General features: G+C 51.8%; 19 protein-coding genes and 1 pseudogene. 14 read left to right on the top strand and 6 right to left on the bottom strand.

Features of this window, described 5'->3' with window-relative positions:
- The first annotated feature begins 20 nt into the window (after positions 1-20).
- The 4 genes from IQ241_RS03315 (at position 21) to IQ241_RS03330 (ending at position 5,017) form a co-directional block, all read left to right on the top strand.
- The gene (locus tag IQ241_RS03315; RefSeq protein ID WP_193904997.1) at positions 21-1,184 is read left to right on the top strand and encodes a glycosyltransferase; all 1,164 of its coding nucleotides are present in this window, start codon (positions 21-23) and stop codon (positions 1,182-1,184) included.
- Entirely contained in the window at positions 1,184-2,248 is a 1,065-nt protein-coding gene (locus IQ241_RS26120; protein WP_193904998.1) for a glycosyltransferase family 4 protein, read from the top strand. The genes IQ241_RS03315 and IQ241_RS26120 overlap by 1 nt, the downstream gene beginning before the upstream one ends.
- A 131-nt stretch (positions 2,249-2,379) precedes the next feature.
- Complete coding sequence (locus IQ241_RS03325; RefSeq protein WP_193904999.1) at positions 2,380-3,519, top strand: glycosyltransferase; 1,140 nt, start codon at positions 2,380-2,382, stop codon at positions 3,517-3,519.
- Positions 3,520-3,550: 31 nt separating this feature from the next.
- Positions 3,551-5,017, top strand: coding sequence for a hypothetical protein (locus tag IQ241_RS03330; RefSeq protein WP_193905000.1), 1,467 nt, complete (start codon positions 3,551-3,553; stop codon positions 5,015-5,017).
- Between the two features lie 63 nt (positions 5,018-5,080).
- Here the strand turns inward: IQ241_RS03330 and IQ241_RS03335 are convergent, their stop codons facing one another.
- Entirely contained in the window at positions 5,081-5,989 is a 909-nt protein-coding gene (locus IQ241_RS03335; RefSeq protein ID WP_193905001.1) for a glycosyltransferase family 1 protein, read from the bottom strand.
- An 818-nt stretch (positions 5,990-6,807) separates the two neighbouring features.
- Between IQ241_RS03335 and IQ241_RS03340 the strand changes: the two genes are divergently transcribed.
- Complete coding sequence (locus IQ241_RS03340; RefSeq protein ID WP_193905002.1) at positions 6,808-8,691, top strand: hypothetical protein; 1,884 nt, start codon at positions 6,808-6,810, stop codon at positions 8,689-8,691.
- 80 nt (positions 8,692-8,771) lie between these two features.
- Here the strand turns inward: IQ241_RS03340 and IQ241_RS03345 are convergent, their stop codons facing one another.
- Together IQ241_RS03345 and IQ241_RS03350 are read right to left on the bottom strand one after the other, a co-directional pair.
- Positions 8,772-9,413: a cysteine hydrolase family protein gene (locus tag IQ241_RS03345; RefSeq protein WP_193905003.1), complete on the bottom strand. Its 642-nt coding sequence runs from the start codon at positions 9,411-9,413 to the stop codon at positions 8,772-8,774.
- Positions 9,414-9,942: 529 nt separating this feature from the next.
- Positions 9,943-10,350, bottom strand: a pseudogene (locus IQ241_RS03350) (cysteine hydrolase family protein); the annotation flags it as partial.
- A gap of 127 nt (positions 10,351-10,477) precedes the next feature.
- Between IQ241_RS03350 and IQ241_RS03355 the strand changes: the two are divergent.
- From IQ241_RS03355 to IQ241_RS03365, 3 genes are all read left to right on the top strand, one after another.
- On the top strand, positions 10,478-10,675 hold the full coding sequence (locus tag IQ241_RS03355) for a hypothetical protein (RefSeq protein ID WP_193905004.1): 198 nt from the start codon (positions 10,478-10,480) through the stop codon (positions 10,673-10,675).
- A 146-nt stretch (positions 10,676-10,821) separates the two neighbouring features.
- Entirely contained in the window at positions 10,822-11,013 is a 192-nt protein-coding gene (locus IQ241_RS03360; RefSeq protein ID WP_193905005.1) for a hypothetical protein, read from the top strand.
- A gap of 278 nt (positions 11,014-11,291) precedes the next feature.
- Positions 11,292-12,881 carry a BamA/TamA family outer membrane protein gene (locus IQ241_RS03365; RefSeq protein WP_228021337.1) on the top strand — a complete coding sequence of 530 codons (1,590 nt, stop codon included), beginning with the start codon at positions 11,292-11,294 and terminating at the stop codon, positions 12,879-12,881.
- Positions 12,882-12,929: 48 nt separating this feature from the next.
- On the opposite strand, the gene IQ241_RS25360 is transcribed toward IQ241_RS03365, so the two are convergent.
- Together IQ241_RS25360 and IQ241_RS03370 are read right to left on the bottom strand one after the other, a co-directional pair.
- A complete protein-coding gene (locus IQ241_RS25360) occupies positions 12,930-13,151 on the bottom strand; it encodes a HAMP domain-containing sensor histidine kinase (protein WP_322743566.1) in 222 nt (73 codons plus the stop codon).
- 9 nt (positions 13,152-13,160) lie between these two features.
- Positions 13,161-13,697: a histidine kinase dimerization/phospho-acceptor domain-containing protein gene (locus IQ241_RS03370; protein ID WP_228021339.1), complete on the bottom strand. Its 537-nt coding sequence runs from the start codon at positions 13,695-13,697 to the stop codon at positions 13,161-13,163.
- On the opposite strand from IQ241_RS03370, the gene IQ241_RS03375 reads away from it, so the two are divergent.
- On the top strand, positions 13,674-14,039 hold the full coding sequence (locus IQ241_RS03375) for a response regulator (RefSeq protein WP_322743567.1): 366 nt from the start codon (positions 13,674-13,676) through the stop codon (positions 14,037-14,039). The two genes, IQ241_RS03370 and IQ241_RS03375, sit on opposite strands and share 24 nt — an antisense overlap.
- Before the next feature lie 146 nt (positions 14,040-14,185).
- Complete coding sequence (locus IQ241_RS03380) at positions 14,186-14,323, top strand: hypothetical protein (protein ID WP_193905008.1); 138 nt, start codon at positions 14,186-14,188, stop codon at positions 14,321-14,323.
- A gap of 219 nt (positions 14,324-14,542) precedes the next feature.
- Here IQ241_RS03380 and IQ241_RS03385 read toward each other — a convergent pair whose 3' ends face one another.
- Positions 14,543-15,838: a phospholipase D-like domain-containing protein gene (locus tag IQ241_RS03385; RefSeq protein WP_193905009.1), complete on the bottom strand. Its 1,296-nt coding sequence runs from the start codon at positions 15,836-15,838 to the stop codon at positions 14,543-14,545.
- A gap of 554 nt (positions 15,839-16,392) precedes the next feature.
- On the opposite strand from IQ241_RS03385, the gene IQ241_RS03390 reads away from it, so the two are divergent.
- The 4 genes from IQ241_RS03390 (at position 16,393) to IQ241_RS03405 (ending at position 21,178) form a co-directional block, all read left to right on the top strand.
- Positions 16,393-18,000 carry a metallophosphoesterase family protein gene (locus IQ241_RS03390; RefSeq protein ID WP_193905010.1) on the top strand — a complete coding sequence of 536 codons (1,608 nt, stop codon included), beginning with the start codon at positions 16,393-16,395 and terminating at the stop codon, positions 17,998-18,000.
- Positions 18,001-18,240: 240 nt separating this feature from the next.
- Positions 18,241-19,392: an ABC transporter ATP-binding protein gene (locus IQ241_RS03395; protein WP_228021340.1), complete on the top strand. Its 1,152-nt coding sequence runs from the start codon at positions 18,241-18,243 to the stop codon at positions 19,390-19,392.
- Positions 19,389-20,078: an ABC transporter permease gene (locus tag IQ241_RS03400; RefSeq protein WP_322743562.1), complete on the top strand. Its 690-nt coding sequence runs from the start codon at positions 19,389-19,391 to the stop codon at positions 20,076-20,078. Before IQ241_RS03395 ends, IQ241_RS03400 begins: the two co-directional genes overlap by 4 nt.
- 14 nt (positions 20,079-20,092) lie before the next feature.
- Positions 20,093-21,178, top strand: a complete 1,086-nt coding sequence (locus IQ241_RS03405; protein WP_193905011.1) for an ABC transporter permease — start codon at positions 20,093-20,095, stop codon at positions 21,176-21,178.
- Position 21,179 lies beyond the last annotated feature (1 nt).

The following is a 21,179-nucleotide window of genomic DNA, read 5'->3' on the forward strand; positions in this document are numbered from 1 at the left end:
TCCACCTAAGGAGTAGACCCATGCACAATCGATATATTAGTTTGTTTATTCCTAACCTTGACGGGGGAGGGGCTGAGAGAGTCATGCTGCATCTTGCTGAAGGGTTTGCCAATCGTGGATTTAAAGTAGATCTTGTTGTCGCACAGGCCCAAGGGGCCTATCTCTCAAAGATTCCAGAAACTATACGGCTGGTTAACTTAGATGCAAAACCTCCTATCATCTTATCTAAGACGCTAGCCTTGAAGCAGTATTTAAAAAGGGAACAGCCAGCGTTCTTAATATCAACTCTGGATATTCTCAGCGCTGCAACCTGGGCAAGACGTCTGGCAGGTGAAGATACAAGTACACAAATCATTATGTGTGTGCAGACAAACCTTTCCCAGCAGTTTAATGATCGCCATAGTACGCTGATGCGAAAGTTCAAGTGGTCTGCGGTGCAACATTTCTATCCCTGGGCCGACGCCATTGTTACGGCCTCAGCGGGAATCGCTCACGATCTGGAGAAAAATGCCAGAATTTCAATGCAGCAGATGAATATAATACATAATCCTGTAGTTACACCAGATTTTAATCAAAAAGCCCAGGAAAATGTGGTTCACCCTTGGTTCTCACCAGGTCAACCTCCAGTCTTGCTGGGAGTTGGCCGGATTGTTAAGCAAAAGGACTTTACCACTCTAATAGAGGCTTTTGCCCTCGTTCGTCGTCGTCATCCAGCACGGTTGATGATTTTGGGTGACGTTGACCCGCGTGAGCCTCAGGTCAAACCCGATTTGGAGTTACTGATTGATAAATTTAAGCTAAAAGACGACATCGAGTTTCTGGGATTTGTCGAAAACCCCTATGCTTACATGGCAAAAGCCAATGTTTTTGTTTTATCCTCTATATATGAGGGATTTGGTAACGTGGTAGCGGAAGCGATCGCGACCGGGACACCGGTTGTATCTACTGATTGTGAGAGCGGCCCGGCTGAAATTCTAGACAATGGCCAGTATGGTACGCTTGTCCCAGTTGGTGATTGTAAGGCAATGGCCGATGCCATCGTGAAGACCCTCAATCAACCACTAGATCCTGACCTGCTTAAGCAGCGATCGCAGTCCTTCACCATCGATTGCATCGTTCACCAGTATCTTGAGGTGTTGAATAATTTACGGTCAATTCAACATCCAACCGCTGGAGCTGTATAGTGCGAGTCCTACACATTCTTAACCATATCCGAAAAGTAGGCAATGGTATTGTCAATGTCGCAGTAGATCTAGCTTGCCTTCAAGCTCAAGCCGGGCATCAGGTGAGTATTGTGTCTGGCGGTGGCGAATATGAAACCCTATTGACTCAATACGAGGTTGAGCATTTTTTGCTAAATCAAACCCGAACCTGGCCTAATTTGGCTCGTGCAGCTGTGCAGTATCGGACTATTGTTCGACAGGTGCAGCCGGACATTGTACATGCCCATATGATGACAGGAGTCATATTGGCTCGTGGCTTGAAACTTTGGAGCCAATACGGCTTAGTCGCAACGGTTCACAACGAGTTTCAGGAGAATGCTAAGCTGATGAGGCTGGCCGACCGCGTTATTGCTGTGAGTCAGGCCGTAGCTGAGTCAATGCAGAACCGTAGGATGCCTGCACACAAGTTGCGAGTTGTAACCAACGGCACGATCCAAAGCCCTCGGTTAGGCTTACTGAAAGAATGTAAGCCTGCTTTACTACATCGTCCTGCTATCACAACTGTAGCAGGCATGAATTTACGTAAGGGAATTGCTGAGCTCATTGAAGCTTTTGAGCTCATTGCTTTAGATTTCCCAGAGGCTCATCTTTATCTTGTTGGTCATGGCCCCGATCAAAAAAAATTTCAGAAGCAGGCCCGTCAGACCCGCGTGGCTAACCGTATCCATTTTGAAGGTTTTCAGCCGGACCCTCGGGCTTATTTGCTATCTTCAGATGTGTTCGTTCTAGCTTCTCATCGTGAACCTTTTGGACTTGTTATTTCAGAAGCTCGAGAATCAGGTTGTGCAATTATAGCGAGCAATGTAGATGGAATTCCTGAAGTCTTAGAGCACGGAAGAGCGGGACTGTTAGTTCCGCCAGCAAACAGTTCAGCCCTGGCTACTGCTATTGTAGAGCTACTCGAAAATTCCAACAAACTAAATTATTGGAGAACCCAGGCCCAACAAAACTTGGACTGGCTCAACGTTTCTCGTACCTCTACTGAGACCCTAAATGTGTACCATGAACTAAGGCAAGTGAACTAATAAGAATACAGGCAATTTTTCTAAACCAAGATGCTGATTTTGTTAGCCTGTCTCAGCTGAGGTAAATTGAGGAACTAGGCATGAATAAACTGCTTGTTCAATATTGAGAGAACATCTTATACGACAAAAACATGAAGATCTTGTTTCTGGATCAGAGTGGAAAGCTTGGGGGTGCTGAACTTTGCTTAGCTGACATTACCCAACATTTCAGACAAACAAGCCTGGTAGGAGTCTTTTCTAAAGGCCCTTTCCCTGACTACCTGCGCCAGCTCAATATTCCCGTTAAAATCCTGGCTGACCAAACCTTAAATGTTCAAAAAGCCAGCGGTTTATTGGCAGTATTCAAAAGTCTCAATCGGCTAATTCCCCTAATAACGGCGGTTACCCAGCTCAGCAAAGGCTTCGACCTGGTCTACGCCAATACCCAAAAGGCCCTGGTTGTGGGCGCTATTGCCAGCTTTGTCAACGGTCGCCCCCTCGTTTATCATCTTCACGACATCGTCTCCCCCGATCATTTCAGCTCTACTAACCGCCGCATCATCATCACACTTGCTAACCGGGCTGCACTAATCATTGCCAACTCTCAGGCTAGTCGGGATGCTTTTATTGCCGCTGGAGGACGTGCCGATACTATCCAGATTGTCTATAATGGTTTCCGGCTAGAATCCTATCAGATTAGTGCTCCCCAGCAATCTGTCATCTGCAACAGCTTTGTTCTAAACGATAAATTTGTCATCGGACACTTCAGCCGCCTCGCTCCCTGGAAGGGACAGCACATTCTGATTAAGGCTTTAGCACATTGCTCTGAAAAAGCGGTTGCCCTTATTGTTGGCGATGCTCTGTTTGGCGAAGATGACTATGCTACTTATCTGCACTGCCTCGTCAAGAACCTGAATCTACAGCACCGAGTCCACTTCTTGGGTTTTCGCTCTGACGTACCTGCCCTCATGAAAGCCTGCGACCTGATTGCGCATACCTCTACTGCCCCTGAACCCTTTGGTCGCGTTATCGTTGAGGCTATGCTGTGCAATCGACCAGTCGTTGCTGCTGGTGCTGGCGGTGCCGTAGAACTCATCGAGCAGGGCCGTACTGGTTGGCTTACTCCCCCCAGCGATGTCCCAAAACTCGCTGACATCATTACTACGGTCTACACTCAGCCTGAGATAGCAAGGGCAATCGCCCAAAAAGGGTACTTACAAGCTCAGCAGAGATTCAATCTAGCGAATACTAATGAGAAAATTGAAACTCTTCTATATCAAATAAGGTCTTAGATTGTATGGAAACTATCAACGGTTATCTACAATGCCTCAACTAGAGTTTTACCCAATCTGTCGGAAAGACTATTCTACCCTGCCAAAAATGCTTCTAGCTCTTGGTATAGGCGTTACTTTGATGCATCTAGCTTTTTTAAAACCTTTAATATGGGACCTTGATGGTAACGAGGTCCTCAAGGTTTCCTATTCGCTGGTCACTGACCAAAGCTTCAGCCTACCGCCAGGGTCTGGTGGAATGTTGGGGCCTGATGGACAAAGCTATTCAATTCGATATCTATTACTGCCCATTCTAGTTGCTCCTTTTGTAGCAATCGGGATCCTTATCAGTTCGTGGCTAGGCTTGCCGTGGATTTCTACAACGGGTATTTTTGCAGTTAGCTCAACGGTTTTACTCACAGCCTCTACAACGGTTTTGGTTGCTTTATTGGCCCTGAAGCTCGGCAGTACTAAGCAAGGAGCCTATGTTGCAGCTCTTGGTTTTGCGTTTGGAACTATAGCCTTAACCTATGCTCAGACATTATTTTCCGAACCGCTGCTGGCGTTTCTAATCATTGCCTGTGTTTATTTGGCCTTTGATGAATCCCGGAGTTGGATAGGCTGTAGCTTGCTGGCGATGCTTTCTATTTTGGCCAAACCAGCAGGAATCATCGTTGGCCCAATCATATCTATCTACTTTTTATCAAAACGGTACCAAATTTCTGCTATCTTAGGACCTATCATATTTCCCGCTTTAGGAATCCTTTTATACCTGACCTATAACTACCTAAGGTTTGGCAATCCGTTAATAACAGGGCAGCCCTTATCCGTAGGACTGAGTGCCTTCGAGATGCCCCAGCGTCTGCTTGGATTTCTGTTTGGATTTGGCATGGGTGGCGGCTTGATCTGGTATTGCCCACCTGTAGCAATGGCTGTCGTCGGATTTTTCAAAGCATCAAAAAGCAAACCATTAGAAGCTGCCGTACTGGCAGAGATAGGATTAGGCTTTTTAATGCTACATTCATTCTGGCATTGTTGCGGTTGGGACTGGGGACCCCGGTTTCTAGTGCCCCTGCTCCCCCTGCTTCTTGCCCTGACTGGGCTGATTGACTACAGAAGTCGCAAATGGCTTGTTGCTCTATGTATTGTAGGATTTATAGTTAATGCTCCAACATTGGTTTCATTTTACCAGCGGTATTACTGGGAGCTTGAAGCCACAGGTCATCAGGTCTGGCAACTGAGTCTCTGGACTAACATAGCCGATGCTCCCTTGTCCAACGTCTGGGCAGCGACATTTCGTCAAATTAGTGAAGCCATGGTAACCGACGTGAAAGTTTTTTTGGCAGGAAGTGATTCTGTCACATTAATGCAAATTTTACCCGTGTGGTGGTGGATACTGCCTGCCATTGGAGTGCCTGTATGGTGTGGTGCGACCGTCGCAGGACTACTACTTGCCACAGGTATAGGGGTTTTGTGGAGAGGCTGGCCAAAACTAGAGCCGTCCGCCCCATCGATTTGATCAGCCACCTTTTGTATCCTGAGGACGGAGCCTAAACGCAAAGCTGGCTTTTGCCATGAATAATTATGGATTTAGCTTGCTGGCAATAAATTTACCTACAGCGCTTTCTGAACATTTTTCATCCCACCAGTCTACTGATTTCTGGTGCATTTCTTGTAGAAAGGTCTCGTCCTCAATCTTTTCCAATAGCCTTCCAAGCTCACCCCATTGCTTGATATGGATAACTGGAGACCCATCATAAAACCATCTAGATGGTAAAGCCTCTGTCACAACGATACATCCATATCTTAAAGCTTCAAAAAATCGATATGTCTCGAATGTAGCACCTCGGGGAATCAGGCAAATCTTTGTATTCATCATGTCTTCTGAATACCTCTTTGAGTCCGTATTGTTGGTCGTGTGAAATCCATTTGTTATAGTGAGCTTAATATTAAGGCTGGGGTTCGTAATCATTAGTTTCTGGACACTTTCTAACATTTTTTTTCGCGAAATAATTTTAGGATCCTGAAGCCAGTATTTAAACGACCTTATTGAGTACGTGTGATTGACAAGGCTACCGTCGAAAGAAATATCATAGATGCGCTTGCTGATATCGCGGATGGGTAGTTCGATCTGCTTATAGTAGCCTAGTGGAATGTCATAAATGGGGCCGGATTTGGCCTTTGTTACCGCACTTCTAAAACGAGAGAATCTGTATTTTAATAATCCCGGAAGGCCGATTATACATATCTTTATAAATCGTAGCGTTGTCAGGAGATTTAAATAAGAAGGATTGAATAAGAGATTACATCCAAGCATAGGACTGACACCATAGCATTTAAATATAGCTTTTACCTTATCGAAGTATCGTGGAATACGACTCCACTCATCGTCAAGTACAATTGCAACCACGTTTTCCCCGTACGATGGCAACTGATTTACATCTGTGGTGATATAAAAAACGAGTCCCTTAAGCTTTAGCTCTTTCTCCATTGCCTCAAGCACTCTGCCATAATAAACACAGCTTGGCGATTTACTTTTGGTGGCGTCTAGAGAATTCCACGGAATCGGCCTTTTTCCCTGCTGGTAGAAAAAATATTGATTCGACGGAGAGTGGCATGGTGGCATGATTCTATTGCGCTTATAGGGAGTATGTAGAGCCGATAAAGATGATGACGGGTCGAAGTGAACAGGAACGTGAAACCAGTAAGCGTGGGATGCGTCATACAAAAGGTACCACAAGTGCCGAAAGCTATGAATTGACCCTTCTGAGGTCATTCTCTGCCCCACAGTCACGTTTGAACTAGCCAAGGTAACTAGCGATACAATTGTGCTCACTGTCAGCATCCTTTTACATCAACGATCAGCATGCTCTACTATCGCCGCCGGAATAAGTCTGGCCATCTCTAGCAGCAGACGAAAATGGTGAAACGATTGGTCGTGAGCAACTTCAACTCCGTTACTCCGTGTAGATATCTACATCTAATTTGATATGCGGAAACGACTCACATAAACTTTACGTAAATTTTCCGTTAGCCTCCTAAAGTCTTCAGTGCTACAAATATTATTGTCTGCGACTGTAAATGCTCTGTCCTTCGGACTAATTTACTAAAAGCATCTAGGGGCTCAGAGGGACTCAGTGTTCAATAACTCTAAGACTTTAGCTGAATAGATCAAGCAGCTATTGGATGCTCTTTTGAAGTTAAAAACCAGCTGTGTCTTAAACCTAAAATACAGAAGCAATAAACTTTCGCATTACAGCACTTGGATTATTTTTCTCAGCGAAACACAACGATAACGGATGCAAGACCATGAGCATTTCAACGACTCTCTCATCTAAAAAGGCAAAAAAAGCCAACAATTTTATCGACTCAATTGGTGTTAATATCCACCTACATTACCAAGATAAAGTCTATAGCAAAAAGTACGACGATATCATTAAGCCCAGGTTGATTGAGCTCGGTGTTCGCCATGTCCGTGATGGAGCAATGACCTATGATGGGATCAGTCAAAACACCTTTTACTATCGGCGCGTACGCGATCTAGCTAATCAAGATATTCAGTTCACTTTTATTGCCCCAGCCCTGAAGACAAGTTGGGGTGAGCCGACAAACTACGACCTATTAGACGAAGTATATCAGTGGAGCAATGGCGCAATAGCTGCTTTTGAGGGTACTAATGAGCCTGAATTGCAAAACGTTTCTACATGGGTAGAAGACACACGCAGTGGACAAAAGCAGCTATACCAAAAGGTCAAAAGCGATCCGCTACTAAGCCATATTCCAGTAATTGGGCCATCAGTGACCGTTCTAAATAATGGAATTAACAAGGTTGGTGATCTCTCGCAATGGTTAGACTATGGAAATCTCCACAACTACTTCAGTAGTTATAATCCTGATACTGATGGCTGGGCTTCAAGTATAAAGGGCTATGGAAGCGTCGAATGGAGCCTTTCTGAGGCTGAAAAGGTGAGTGGGAACAAGGCTGTCATGACCACAGAGACGGGTTGGGACAACAGTCTACCATCGGCTAGTGGAAGTCAAGGCATTCCCGAGGATGTAACGGCGAAGTATATCCCTCGTCTGTTTTTAAATCAGTTCAATGAAGGCATTGTTCGAACCATAGCCTATGAGCTGATTGACATTGGAACGAATCCTAAAGTGCGAGACCAAAATCTTGGTCTATTACGAAATGATGGCTCACCAAAGCCAAGCTTTATCGCTCTTAAAAATCTGATTTCCCTCCTCGAAGACCCCGATCCCAACCTAAATTTTACCTCGGAGAAACTAACCTTTGCCCTAGAGGGCGAAATAGAAGGTATTGAGCATACGCTACTTCAAAAGAGCAATGGCGATTTCTATCTGGCCCTGTGGCAGGCTGAGTTGGGCTGGGATGCCAGCAATCAACAGTATCTGAAAGTAACAGATCAGGCAGTAACGCTATCCCTGCAGGATATTCAACAGGCAACGCTGTATCAATTCGATTCACAAGGTAGCGTGAAGACTTCGGCAGGCGCGATCGCAGATAATCAGCTAAAGCTAAGTATTAAAGACACTGTCACAGTTATCAAACTGACACCAGAATCAGCTAGGTCTGCTCCAGTGTTAGCTCAATCATTGCTTTCTCCTGTGAGCTACGAAGCTGAAGGCTTAACACTCAGCGGTGGCTATGTAATTGAATCTCACCGAGGTTCCAAAGCATCCAATGGCCAGTTCATTGCTTTGAGGAAAGGAAATAATGGAGCTGCTGCTGGGTTCTTTCAAGGAGATGCAGGTATCTACGATGTAAAAGTTCATTACTTTGATGAGAATGATGGAGTCTCATCTGCTTCAGTTACAGTAGCAGACAACACAAAGTCTTTCCTGCTCGACAAAGATTTACCTGCTAACTATGCGAGTTCTAAAGCTTTGACTAGTCGCGTCACTCATCAGGACTTAGTCCTCAATCCAGGTGACCGTTTTGAGCTTAAAGGAACGAAGAACAGAGGTGAATATGTTCGATTTGACCGCATCGAGTTTATTCCAGTGGGTCGTCCAGTAGATAGCATTGTGGCAGGTCGCTCAAGTTTGGGTTCAACGTCTAACCAGGCTCTGTTCTCAGGCTTGGATAAAACTGCGTATAGCGGTTTACTTGATTACAAAGGGACTGAGGCTGGCATTGCGTCAGTTTCTACCGACACCGTGAGTCTGTTGTGATGTACAAATTTTCTCCAAGCCTAATGACGTAGGCTGAAGGGTAGCAACGTAATGAGCCGGGAGCGATCGCTCCCGGCTCATTACGTTGCCGAAAACGGTGCCGTTTTAACTTCGGACAGCCCGGCTAAAACTTGGTCAGCCGTGGCCGTCCAGCCGAGTAGCGCATCCTGCGATCGCACCATCGCCAGAGTCGCCTGCTTGAATTCAGGAAAGTAGCTGTCAGTGGCGTCTTCGATTAGCAGGCAGCGGCAGCCCCGGTCGTTGGCCTCCCGCAGCGTAGACTGCACGCAGACTTCCGTGGTGACGCCGGTGATAATGAGGTGCGTAATTGCGTTGGCTTGCAGGATAATCTGCAGCTCGGTTTTATAAAAAGCCCCTTTGCCGGGTTTACGAATGACCGTTTCACTCATGTGGGGTGCAAGCTCGGGCACAATCTTGTTACCGGGTTCGTCCAGCACCAGAATTCGCCCCATCGGTCCTGAGTCCCCAATCCTCAGCTGTCCCCGACCGCGATCGCGCTTTGCCGGATGACAGTCTGACAAATTCGGCTGATGGCCTTCGACAGTTTGGATAATCGGTAGGTTGCGATCTCGAAACGCCTGCTGCAAACGCTGCACCGTCGGCACTATTGCCTGCAGCCGGGACACATCATTGCTAAGGGCCTCGCCAAAGCCGCCAGGCTCTAAAAAGTCTCGCTGCATGTCAATAATCAGCATCGCCATGTGAGGCTCTTCGGGGAACTCGTAGGGATAGGGGAGGGCGGCAATCTAAGGCATAGGCTAGTGGGTTTCTAACTGGCCGGCCATCCGCTGACTGATGGTGGAGCGGTCCCGTCATTTCGCTGGACCCGCAAATTTTTAACGCTGAGCACCGGATGAGAGGCCAGGTCGATTAGTTTATCCACGGTTTGAGGCGGGCGGGCCTGACCTAGCATCATCTCGGCCAGGACCTGATTTGAAAGATCCTGAACCCTTCCCTGCTCGCTGGCCCTTACGTAGAATGGTCACCTCGTCCGCAAACGCCTGAACCTCGCGAAACTTATGGGTAATTAGCAAGATACTCAGCTTCACCTGCTTTGCCTCAGCTTTCAGCAATCCCCGCACCTCATCCGCTTCTCCCGGCGCTAGCACAGAAGTGGGCTCATCGAGAACAGGCAACCAAACCGCTTGGTCATGTCTACCATATCGAGCTGGGGCGGACGGCGGTCAGCAGAAACGGGAGTCGGAGCTGGCGCAGCAGCAATATCCAGAGCTAAGCCTGAATTGCCTCAATAAAGTCGGCTGATTCTGCGATCGCGCCAAAAACGCCGTCCCGCATCGTGATCATCTTCAGCGCGGCCTGATAGTTGCCTTAGTCAGCCGCGCCGGCGCAGTCAGAAAGAACTAGGCATTCGTAGCCGCGATCGTTGGCTTCGCGCTTCGTGGTATGGACGCAGACATCGGTGGTGATGCCGGTCAGAACCAGGTTTTGAATTTGCTTACGGCGCAGCAGCAGGTCTAGGTCGGTGGCATAAAAAGCACCTTTACCCGGCTTGTCAATCACCGTTTCTCCCGGCAGCGGCGCCAGTTCGGGAATAATTTCCCACCCCGGCTCACCCCGCACCAGAATTTTGCCACAGGGACCGGGGTCGCCGATGCCAGCGCCGACCTGCCGCGATCGCCCCAGTTCAACCCCTTGTCAGCTTCATCAGCTATGAGGCTGAAAGCCTAACCTAGGCGGTGGCTATGTTACCCAAACGGGGCAATATTCTACAGCTTCTAAGGGTAAATTTATCTCTGTAGAGAACATGCTAAAGGGAACGGCTGAGGCATTGTTTCAGGGTAAAACAGGGGCTTACAGCGTGAAGGTTCACTACTTTGATGAAAATGACGGTGCTGCATCTGCGTCAGTTACCGTCGGTGGAGAAAAGCAGTCCTTTAAGTTTGATAAAAACCTGCCTGCTGACTTTGCGAGCGCTAAAATCTTGACCAGCCGCGTTGAGTAGTCATTCAAAATAAATTACACAACAGAAAAGTAATAGCCCTTGATATGTCATCGATATTATCAGAATGTTGTGCAATTTTCATTGCATAGGTACTTACCCATCAGGACATAGTCCTCCACCCGAGCGATCGATTCAAAATTGAAGCAATGCGACATCACGGGGAAGCTGCCCGGTTTGACCGGATTGAATTTATCCCAACAGAAAGCACTGTGGCAGGTCGCTCTAGTCTTGGGTCAACCTCCAGCCAGGTATTTACTGGCCTGGCCCAAACCGAGCATAGCGGTCTGCTCGGCACTGAGGTTGGCTTTAGCGCTGATGCGGCCAACACTATAAGCTAGCTGTAATTATGGGTGGCTTCAAAGCTCGGGGAGTAAAGCAGACTTGCAGAGAGTGAGACGCGATCGCGCCTACCCTTTTCGCGTCGTTGCCCATCGGCTCAGCACCATTCGCCATGCCGACCGCATCTATGTGATCAAGTCGCGGTGCGAAGGAATGCCCTGAGGGTGGCTCTAATTCGGCGAATGCGGCATAATTTGAGGCAGCCCCACTGCCCCGACAGACTGCCTCCCCGTCAGCACCTTCTATCCGTCAGGTCCTGAGCTCGGCAATGCTACCTATGGCTCAAAACTTACCCTCACCCTGGCGCTGGCGACGGTTCGGCGGATGCGCGGCGTTGGGTGCTTCATTCGCTGCGATCGCGAGCTGGGGACAGGCCGCCGAGGCCCAGCTGCCCGGTGCCCAAGCGCTGCTGGAGCCAGAGCCCGCTATTTCAATCCAGTCAGGCCCTGGGGAAGTAGAATCATCGTCAGCCAGATTACAGACTGGCCTGAGGGGGCCATCAAGCCGTGGCGCGGTGATTGCGGCTATTCACGTTCGCGATGGCAGTGACGATCGGGTGACTAAGGGCGGAAAGCCCCACGCTGGCATTGTCCAGCTGTTTAACCTCCAGCCTGGAGACGTCTACGGTCCAGCCAAGGCGCAAGCCGACCTGGCGCAAGCTACAGCGTTATCGACATCAGGCCAGGCAACGCTGACGCTTGAACCGGCGGCTGAGCCCGACCAGGTGGTGATGGTAGTCACCGTGGACAAGCCGAATGCCTTCTTCTATGGCTTTGGCAATCTGCCCCGGCCCACGGCTTTGCCAGGCCCCGTCCGGCCCTCTACCGTCCGGACTGCCTCCAATCGGGCCCGAGGAATTGCGATTCGGGCCTACGCCGGGTTTGACCATCTGGGGGGCAACAATCAGCGGCTGACCCTGGGAGCGGTTGGTGGCGCAAATGCTTTGGGAGCCGAGCTAGACTTTCGACAGTTCTACGACAACGGTTCGGGCTATGGTGTTAACTTTGAAAATCGGCGAGGCGTGGAGCCTGAGTTCGACGGCGGCGAAGTTGAGGTAGATACGCCCGGCGGTGACGACCCCTGGGTGCATCGGTTGGGCGGTGGCGCTGAATATTTTCGCCCCCTAGCCCCCGACTTAGAAGCGGCATTGGGCGTTTCCTATCAGCGGGTGTCGGTCCGCGACGATGTTTTTACCTCTGATATTGTTCCTAGCGATGAACTCGGCAATGCGCTAACGGTGAGTGACAGCGGCCAGGATGACCTGCTGACGGTGAATTTCAGCGGCAATTTTGATCGCCGTAACGACCCGCAGCTGCCGACTCAGGGCTTTAGGCTGCTGTTTGGCATGGATCAGTCTATCCCCATCGGCGATGCCGATATTCTCTTTAATCGCCTCAGCGCAAACTATTCCCACTATATTCCCCTCGATCTGTTTGGGTTCACAGCGGGGCCTCGCACGCTGGCGCTCAATCTTCAGGGGGGAACTATCATCGGCGATGCCCCGCCCTACGAATCCTTTAGCCTGGGCGGCTCCAGCTCGGTGCGGGGCTACAGCCTGGGTGAGTTAGGCACCGGGAAAAGCTATCTCCAGGCCACCGCCGAATATCGCTTTCCCGCATTCTCTTTTAACGCCCTGCGTCAAGACGTTGACGTCGGTGGAACGCTGTTTTTTGACTATGCCACCGACCTAGGAACCGGAGACGACGTGATTGGCGAGCCCGCCGAGGCTCGGGATAAGCCTGGGGAGGGTTTCGGCTATGGGCTGGGCATCCGGGCGGTGACTTCGGTAGGCGTGTTCAGAGCAGAATTTGGCATCAGCGATGAAGGCGAGTCTCAATTCACCTTTAGCATTGGCGATCGCTTCTAGGATGTGGTTCTGGAAATAGCCAACCCGCTCTACCAACCCGCCCTGTGATCAAATCAGCAGCGGCGACTTAAGCGGCAGCCAGACGGTAAAGCAAGTCCCCTGCTCAGCAGATTCAATCAGCAGCTCTCCGCTGTGAGCTTCGACAATGCGTTTGACGATGGCCAACCCCATCCCGGTTCCGGCTGCCTTGGTCGTGTAGAAAGGCTGCGTCAGCTGCGGCAAAACATCGGCTGGAATGGGAGCACCGCCGTTCTGAACGGAGATGGAAATCTGTCCGACTTAACCGTCTGCAACCGACCATAGAATCGTCTCTCCGGGTTCGACCGCCTCACAGGCATTGCGAATCAGGTTGATGAACACCTGCTTGAGTTTGTCTCGATCGCCCAAAATCTGCATCGGTGAGGGCGCAGGGACGTATTCAATTTGCCTCCTTTGGGCAGCGGGAGCCGCTTGCAGGGGTACCAGCAGCTCCTGGATTAAAGAATCAACTTCAATTTTAGACAGCTTCAGCATTTGAGGCTTGGAGTAGGACAGAATCTCTTGTAAAAGATGGGTGAGTCGCCTAGCTTCATCTGCTGCCAGGGCTAAGCGAACCCGGGCCGATTGGGGCAGATCGAGCTTCTTGAAATAGTCCAAGCCTAGCTGAACGGTCGTCAGAGGGTTGCGAATTTCGTGGACGATCATCGTGGCTAATTCGCCAATTGCCGCAAGGCGTTCATGCTCAATTAGCTTTGCCTGGGCAGAGCGGAGTTCTATCGTTCGCTGGGTCACCTCAGCCTCTAACAGACCGCGATCGCTGACTCCCCTAATTGGCAAAAATCTGCTGCGGATCGGTCAGGAGTCGATTGCCAACGTAATCAAGTCGTCGCTGACCATCCTATTGTTCGCAAAGGCCTGATGCTGATGGTTAAGTATGAGCCTGGCATGGAGACGGCAGCGGAGGCGAGCAGCGGGGCGGAGGCGATCGCGCAGTTTCACCAGCATCGGCCCGACGTAACGCTGATGGATTTACGCCTGGGTGACATGAATGGCGTGGACGCGATCGCGACGATCCGCCAGGATTTTCCCGATGCCCGAATTGTTATTCTGACTACCTACGATAAGTACCTGAGCATTAAAATTTACATAGAAGAAATTGTCATTCCGAGCATAGCGTAGACGCTTGCGGCTTCCCGCAGGGTGGAATCTCTCAATCACTGACGCTTCTGGGATAGATGCCTCGACAGGCTCGGCATGACATCAGGCTCTCCTTTGTAAAAAATGTGTAATTAATTTTGTTCGACTACTTACCCTCTGGCAATCTGATGGCCATTATTTTGTTCTCAAAGCAGCCGATTCGGCGGGAAACTGCCGAGGTATTTAAGCCCCTGGCGATCAACGCCAAGATGGCCGTATTGCCGTTCGACCCGGGAACGATTTTCACGCCGTCTCTACAGAGATAGGGGCAGACCTGAAATATCTATTTTCCAGACCAGGTGACGCCTATACCTTTATGCTGCTGGGGAGACAAATTTCGCTAGAGTCCAACTGCTTAAAGCTAATTTGGAAGGAATTACTTTGCGTGAAGCTAAGCAACGCCTACAGCTATGGGCTGGTCATCCTGCCGCTGATGGTGCTGTCGTGGTTGATCAAACGGGGGCTTGAGACTCCAATGGCTACAGCTATAGCTGCCAGTAAGCCAGCCGCACTAAATGCCCGAGAACTTTATTTTTTAGCGGACGCTGCTTTAGAGACTGCCGCGTCACCGGTTTGCTATTGGCAAAACCCTGCTCGAAGAATGCCTCCATCCGCTTGACCAGATCCGGCTCGGGGCTGGCAAAGTTGAGCTCGTCGTTTTGGTAAAAGCTGCGCGGATCGACGTTGGCGCTACCTAGGCTAATCCAGGCATCGTCCACCAGCAGCATCTTGGCGTGGAGCATACTAGGCTGATATTCGTGCAGTGCCACCCCCCGGGCCAGCAGGTCTGGGTATCGCAGCTGCGATACCCAGCGAATGTAGGGCTTATCGTTGATCGCGCCCATGGTCAGAATGCGCACGTCTACGCCTCGCTGAACTGCCTGGCTGAGGCTCTTCCGCAGGTTTTCGTCGGGCAGCAGATAGGGACTGGCAATCCAAACCCGCTGCTGGGCCGCCAGCACCCACATTTCAAACAGGGCGCGGATGGGCGAATTGCGATAGCTGGGGTACTCGCCGGTGGTGATCAAAATCGGTCCCGACTGCGGCAAATCGTGGGTTAAGTCTGGGGCGGGTGTGCCAGAGCTAGCGAAGTCAGCCGCGCCGCCAGCATCGAGCCAGTGCTGAATAAAAAAGCCGTGCAGGGTCGAGACCACGTCGCCCTGGAGCCGCACTTCAAAGTCAAACCAGGGCGTACCGTCGCCCACACCCGCGCCGTCCCACATATCAGAAACGCCCGCGCCGCCAATCAGCGCCTGCTGCTGGTCGATTAGCAGCAGCTTGCAGTGGCTGCGACGCAGATAGTCAATTGGGGAACGCCAGCTGGGCGGATTGAACAAATGGACTTCGATCCCACCCCGGCGCAGATACTGCCAGTAGGCCGACGGCATCTTGCGGACGCCGTAGCTGTCGGCGACGAACTGCACCTTGATGCCCGCCTGAGCCTGGCGGATCAGGGCCTCGGCAAAGTCTTCGGCCCGCTGGCCGGGCGTCATGATGTAGGTTTCAAACTGGATAATCCGCTGGGCAGCCGCGATCGCATCCAACCTTGCCGCAAAGATCTCCTCCGCCTTGAGCCAGACCTGGGTTACCGCACCGCTGCTCTGCAGCGAGTCTGACAGGCTAGCAATGACTGGCAAAAACCGAGCCGACGTCGGGTCAGGTAAATTAGAAAGCCGATAATTTGGCCGTCGCCGAAAGGCGCCTCGAAGGTATAGCAGGAGCAGGAGGCCAGCCAGTAGGACGGCTAAAACAGCCAGCGTTATGGACCAAAATAAGGGCACTGTCGGAGTCGCTGTAAAGGCTTTTAGCTACAGAGATTGGTAGCCTTGCCCATCCTACCCAACCCTGAAGGGCCTTTTCGCATTGAATTGCTTCGCTCTGCTCTATTTGCCTATGCCTGTCCTAAGCGCTCTGCCGCAGTCTGTAGGGCTCCAGGTCACTTGGCAGCTTCGGCCAACCTCTGATTCTTGGCTCAAGATTTGGCATTTCTTGTCTACAGTGGAGGCAGTACCAATACCTTTCCTGATGGCGAATCTGCTGAATCAGTCGATGAGAGCAGCAAGGACAGGTGTTGGTGTTATGGATAGCTCTGGCCATTTTAGAGGGTTCCTTATTGTTTTCTTAAAGATGAGACGGCTTATATGTTAGGTGTAAGCAAAGTTAGCGGTTTATGGTTCCATCTTGGGTTATAAAGCGCTATTGAGCTTAACCTTAAGCAGGTTGACCGCTCAGGCTTCAGCCCCTGACTTTCAGCCCCTATTTCTAAAGTACCCAGAAGGAAAACTTAACCTCGGGTACAGAAAATGTTTAAAAGCTGTCGTGTACGCTCTAGACCATGCGTTTTGTTTCTGACCCACCGATCACCGTAAAAATCGACCGCATGAAAGAGCGGATCTGCTGGCAGCATCCACTTATGTTGCAGCAGCAGATTGACCAAACCCGGCTGGCGTTCGAGTCCGACCCCTTTACGCCGGAGCTAGCCGACGGCTCATTTTCTTTTCTGGCATTTGGCGATAGCGGCTCTGGCAATCATCGTGGCGACAATCCCCAGCGGCGGGTCGCCGAATACCTAGGCCAGCATAGTCAGGACTGCCAGTTTGTACTGCACACGGGTGACGTGGTGTATCTGGTCGGTTCCAGCGAGCAGTATCCCGATAATTTCATTAAGCCCTACCGGGAGTATATTGCCGGCGGCGAGCGCCCCGACCAGATTGCCTACGATCAGATGGTTTTTGAGCTGCCTTTTCTGCCGACGCTAGGCAACCATGACTACTACGATTTACCCTTTATCTACGGCATGTTGGCCCAACTTGCCCTGCCCCTACGCCGCCTGTTCAACCGCCAGATCGACATAGATGTGGGCTGGCACGGCTCCCGCAAGGGCGATGCCTATGCCCGCGCTTTTCTAGACTATCTACAGCCCCTGAATGAGTCTCAGCTACGTCAGCACCTGGACCAGCATTATACGGTTCAAACTCCGACCGGGCGGTGTATCCGCTATGTTACCGGTCATTTTACTCGGCTGCCCAATCGCTACTATATGTTTCGGCGTCAGGGCATCGACTTTTTTGCCCTCGATACCAACACCTTCAATGCACCGCAGCCCTTGCCTAGCACGCCCGCTGGCCAGCGGCAGCGGCAGGAACTCAAAACCCGGCGAGAGGAGCTAGCCCAGCAAAAGCAGGCGCTGCTGGCCGAGGCAGCGCTCCCGAATATGCCTGATAGAGATGATATGAATCGTTCCGAGGACGCCACCCGGGTTGATGATATCTACGTCAAAATTGAGCAGATCAATGAGCAGCTGCGCGATATCGAGAAGCAGCTGACCGCTTCGAGTACGACCAGCACAACCGATTTTGAGCAGCTCGACTGGCTGCGGCATCGGCTGGTCGATTCCTGGCAGGATCCCGCCGTCAGGGGGCGGGTACTCTATTTTCATCACCCACCCTATGTGACCGAGGCGACTAAGTGGGATCAGGGCCAGACGTTGGCGGTGCGATCTCGCCTACGTGAAGTCCTCGACCGGGTTAAGTCCGAAGTGGATGAGAAGGCCCAGGGTCGAGCCCTGATCGATTTGGTGCTATGCGGCCATGCCCACTGCTTCGAACATATCCGCACGGGCGATACCGGCCACGGCGACGCCAATATCGACTGGCTAATCTGCGGCGGCAGCGGCTTTAGCCTGCGGCGACAGCGGCCCGAAGGCCCCAAATTGGAGGAGTCGGGACAGGTTATAGCAGAGTCAAAGCAGTTTATTGGGCGCAGCGGTCAGGGATCAAACAAGCGACGCCCCTATTCGGCCCTGCGGATCGACGTTGAGCCCGGGACGCCGCCTCGGTTCACAGTGCGGCCCTTTGTGGCTGAGCAGCAGCGGCGGCGCTGGAGCACCTACGAGATAGAGCCGATTCAGCTCAATCCTTCCCAAGCGAGCCTGTCTCCATGAGGGATGAGGAGGCGACTCGCCAGCCCAGGCGCGACCCGCCGCGACCGTTCATCCTGGTATAGGCTGGGCCGTAGAATGGCCGGAAAGCGGTAAGGATTTATAATGACGCTTATAGGCCAATTGAAGTGCCTGCTGTACCGGATCAAGTCTCAGCTTTCTGGTTTTTAAATCACAGACTTTGGGCTGCACCGCCATTCGCTGAAACTATCCGCTGAGCAATCTCCCCCTTGAGGACCCCCGATGACCGCTGCGATGCCAATGATTCAGTTCAATAACGTCACAAAGGTCTATCCGGGGGCGCCCCAGCCCTCGGTAAAGAATCTGACCATTTCGGTGCCCGAGGGTGAAACCTGTGTCGTGATTGGACCGTCTGGCTGCGGCAAAACCACGACAATGAAAATGGTGAATCGGCTGATTGAGCCGACTGAGGGCGAAATTTTAGTCGGCGGGCGCGACATTATGAAGCAGTCGTCGGTTGACCTGCGCCGGGGGATGGGCTACGTCATTCAGCAAATTGGGTTATTTCCCCATTTTACAATTCGAGACAATGTGGCCACCGTGCCCAATATGCTGGGCTGGAAAAAGGAGCGCACCTACCAGCGGATCGACGAGCTGCTGGAAGTGGTGGGTTTGGATCCGGTGCAGTTTCGCGATCGCTATCCCAGCCAGCTCTCCGGCGGTCAGCGGCAGCGGGTTGGCGTAGCCCGGGCGCTAGCCGCCGATCCGCCGGTGATGCTGATGGATGAGCCCTTTGGCGCAATCGACCCGATTACCCGCGATCGCCTGCAAAACGAATTTCTGCGGCTGCAAAAGCGGATGAAGAAAACCATTATGTTCGTCACCCACGACATCGACGAAGCGCTGAAGATGGGCACGCTAGTCTGCATTTTGCAGGTCGGCGGCGTGTTACAGCAGCTCGACAGTCCCTCTCATATTCTTTCGGCTCCGGCAAATAAGTTTGTGGCTGACTTTGTCGGGTCTGACCGCGGCTTGAAGAAACTCACTCTGGTGCGGGTCAGCGAAGTGATGAATACGGAGCTGGTAGTCGGTCGGCACGACCAGTCTGCCGATGAGCTAGCCGCTCGGATGCGCCAGCGGGGCGAAGACAGCCTCTTTATCGTGGACGAGATGGAGCACCTGATCGGCTATGTCAACTTAGAAGACGCTCAGACTCAGCCTGGACAGCGGGCTAGCGCCATTTTGCAGCATCCCATCGCCGTGACCGAGGCCGAGGCCACGATGAAAGATGCGTTCTCTCAAATGCTGAGTAATGGCATCCGCTATCTGCCCGTGCTGGATGGTCAGAAGCGGCTGGTCGGCATGGTCACCGCTGACGACGCTCAGCGCCTAATTGAGAAAAAGCAGCCCGCTCTATCGAGGTCAGCATCGTGACTGCCCTACTCCAGGATCTGGCTAATTTTTTCATCAGCTTCAAGGATGGTCTGCTCTATTTTTTGCCTCAGACGGGCCGCCCTGATCGGGTCGCAGAATTTCTCTGGGGTCATCTGCTGATCACCTTTGTCACGCTCTTTTTCGCGATCTTGATCAGCGTTCCCATGGGCGTTTTGATCACTCGTGTGCGCTTCCTTTACGATCCGGTGATTAAGCTGGCTGGGATGCTCTACACCGTACCGAGCCTGGCCATGTTCGGCATTCTCATCCCAATTGTGGGAATTGGCTTTACGCCGGCGGTGATTGCGCTCACCCTCTATTCCCTGCTGGCGATTATCCGCAACACGGCCGTAGGCATTGATGGCGTAGACCCGGCAATTATCGAAGCGGCTCGCGGCATGGGCATGACGGCGCGGGGAATTTTACTTCAGGTGGAGCTACCGCTGGCGCTGCCGGTGATTTTTGCCGGCATTCGCATTGCCGCTGTCTCGACTATCAGTCTGGCGACGATCGCGTCTTTTTTTGGTTCAGACAGCCTCGGCAAGCTGATTTTTGAGGGCATTTCTGCCGGTGGCACCCGTAACGATAAGGTCATGGCGGGAGCCATTGGCGCGGCCCTTTTGGCTATCCTCTTTGACCAGGTGATCAGTCGAGTGGAACGAGCGCTTCCCGGCTCTAGAGCTTAGGAGGAGGAGACCCCATGCTGCAAGACATTGCCACCTATCTGCTAGAAAACTCGCAGGACTTTACCACTGCCCTCAGCCAGCATTTACAGATTACCTTTATTGCCCTGGGCATCTCCATCCTCGTTGGCCTGCTGTTTGGCATTATTGGTACCCGAATAGCCTGGCTGCGCGGCTTTTTGCTTGGCGTCGGCAAGATTGGTAACACGATTCCTAGCCTGGCCGTTCTGGCTTTGGCGCTGCCGCTGTTGGGGATTGGCCGACCGCCTACCCTGCTAGCGCTCACCTTTATCGGCACGCTGCCGATCTTGATCAACACCCTAATCGGCATTGAACAGGTCGATCCCGATATTAAAGAATCGGCCCGGGGGATGGGGATGAAGGACCTGCAAATTCTATTTCAGGTAGAGCTGCCGATTGCGGTTTCGGTGATTATGGCCGGGGTCCGCACCGCTGCGGTAGTGGTGGTGGCCGGGGCGACGCTGGCCGGGTTTATCGGCGGCGGCGGGCTGGGCGATCTGATCCTGCGCGGACATGCCCTCAATCAGGATCAGATTATGCTGTCAGGGGCAATTCCAGCGACGCTGCTGGCCTTCTACTTTGAGGAAACCTTTGGCCGCTTGGAGAACTGGATGACCCCTAAGGGGCTAAAGGTAGGTCAGGTGACCCGTCAGACCGGCGGCCTGATTGGGCTGCTGGCAGCAGTGACGGTACTGCCGCTGATCTTTGGCGTAATGCTACCTTGGGAAACGGTGGCTGGCTCCGGCGGCGCGAGCATCCTCACAGGACTGCATGCGGAGTATCGCAGCATTGGCCTGCCGGTGCTGCTGCTGGGTTTGATTGCGGCCCTTTGGCCCCGCCGGGGCGAAAGCGGCAATGCCTGGCCGATTACGATTGCCACCTTTGTGGCGGCCCTGCTGGCTTTTATCTGGCTGGTGTTTGGCCTAGTAACGCGGCTGCCGGGGATAGATTCTGCCGGGATTTTGGCGCTGCTAGTAGCCGTTGTGGGATTAGCAGTGATTACCGGCGCAGAACTGGTCCTGAGCTATCGCAAAGGTCAGACTGACCGCGACACCGTGCAGCTCCAGCAGGCGGCGTCTTGAC

The organism is Vasconcelosia minhoensis LEGE 07310 (assembly GCF_015207255.1).
GTDB classification, from domain to species: Bacteria; Cyanobacteriota; Cyanobacteriia; order Phormidesmidales; family Phormidesmidaceae; genus Vasconcelosia; species Vasconcelosia minhoensis.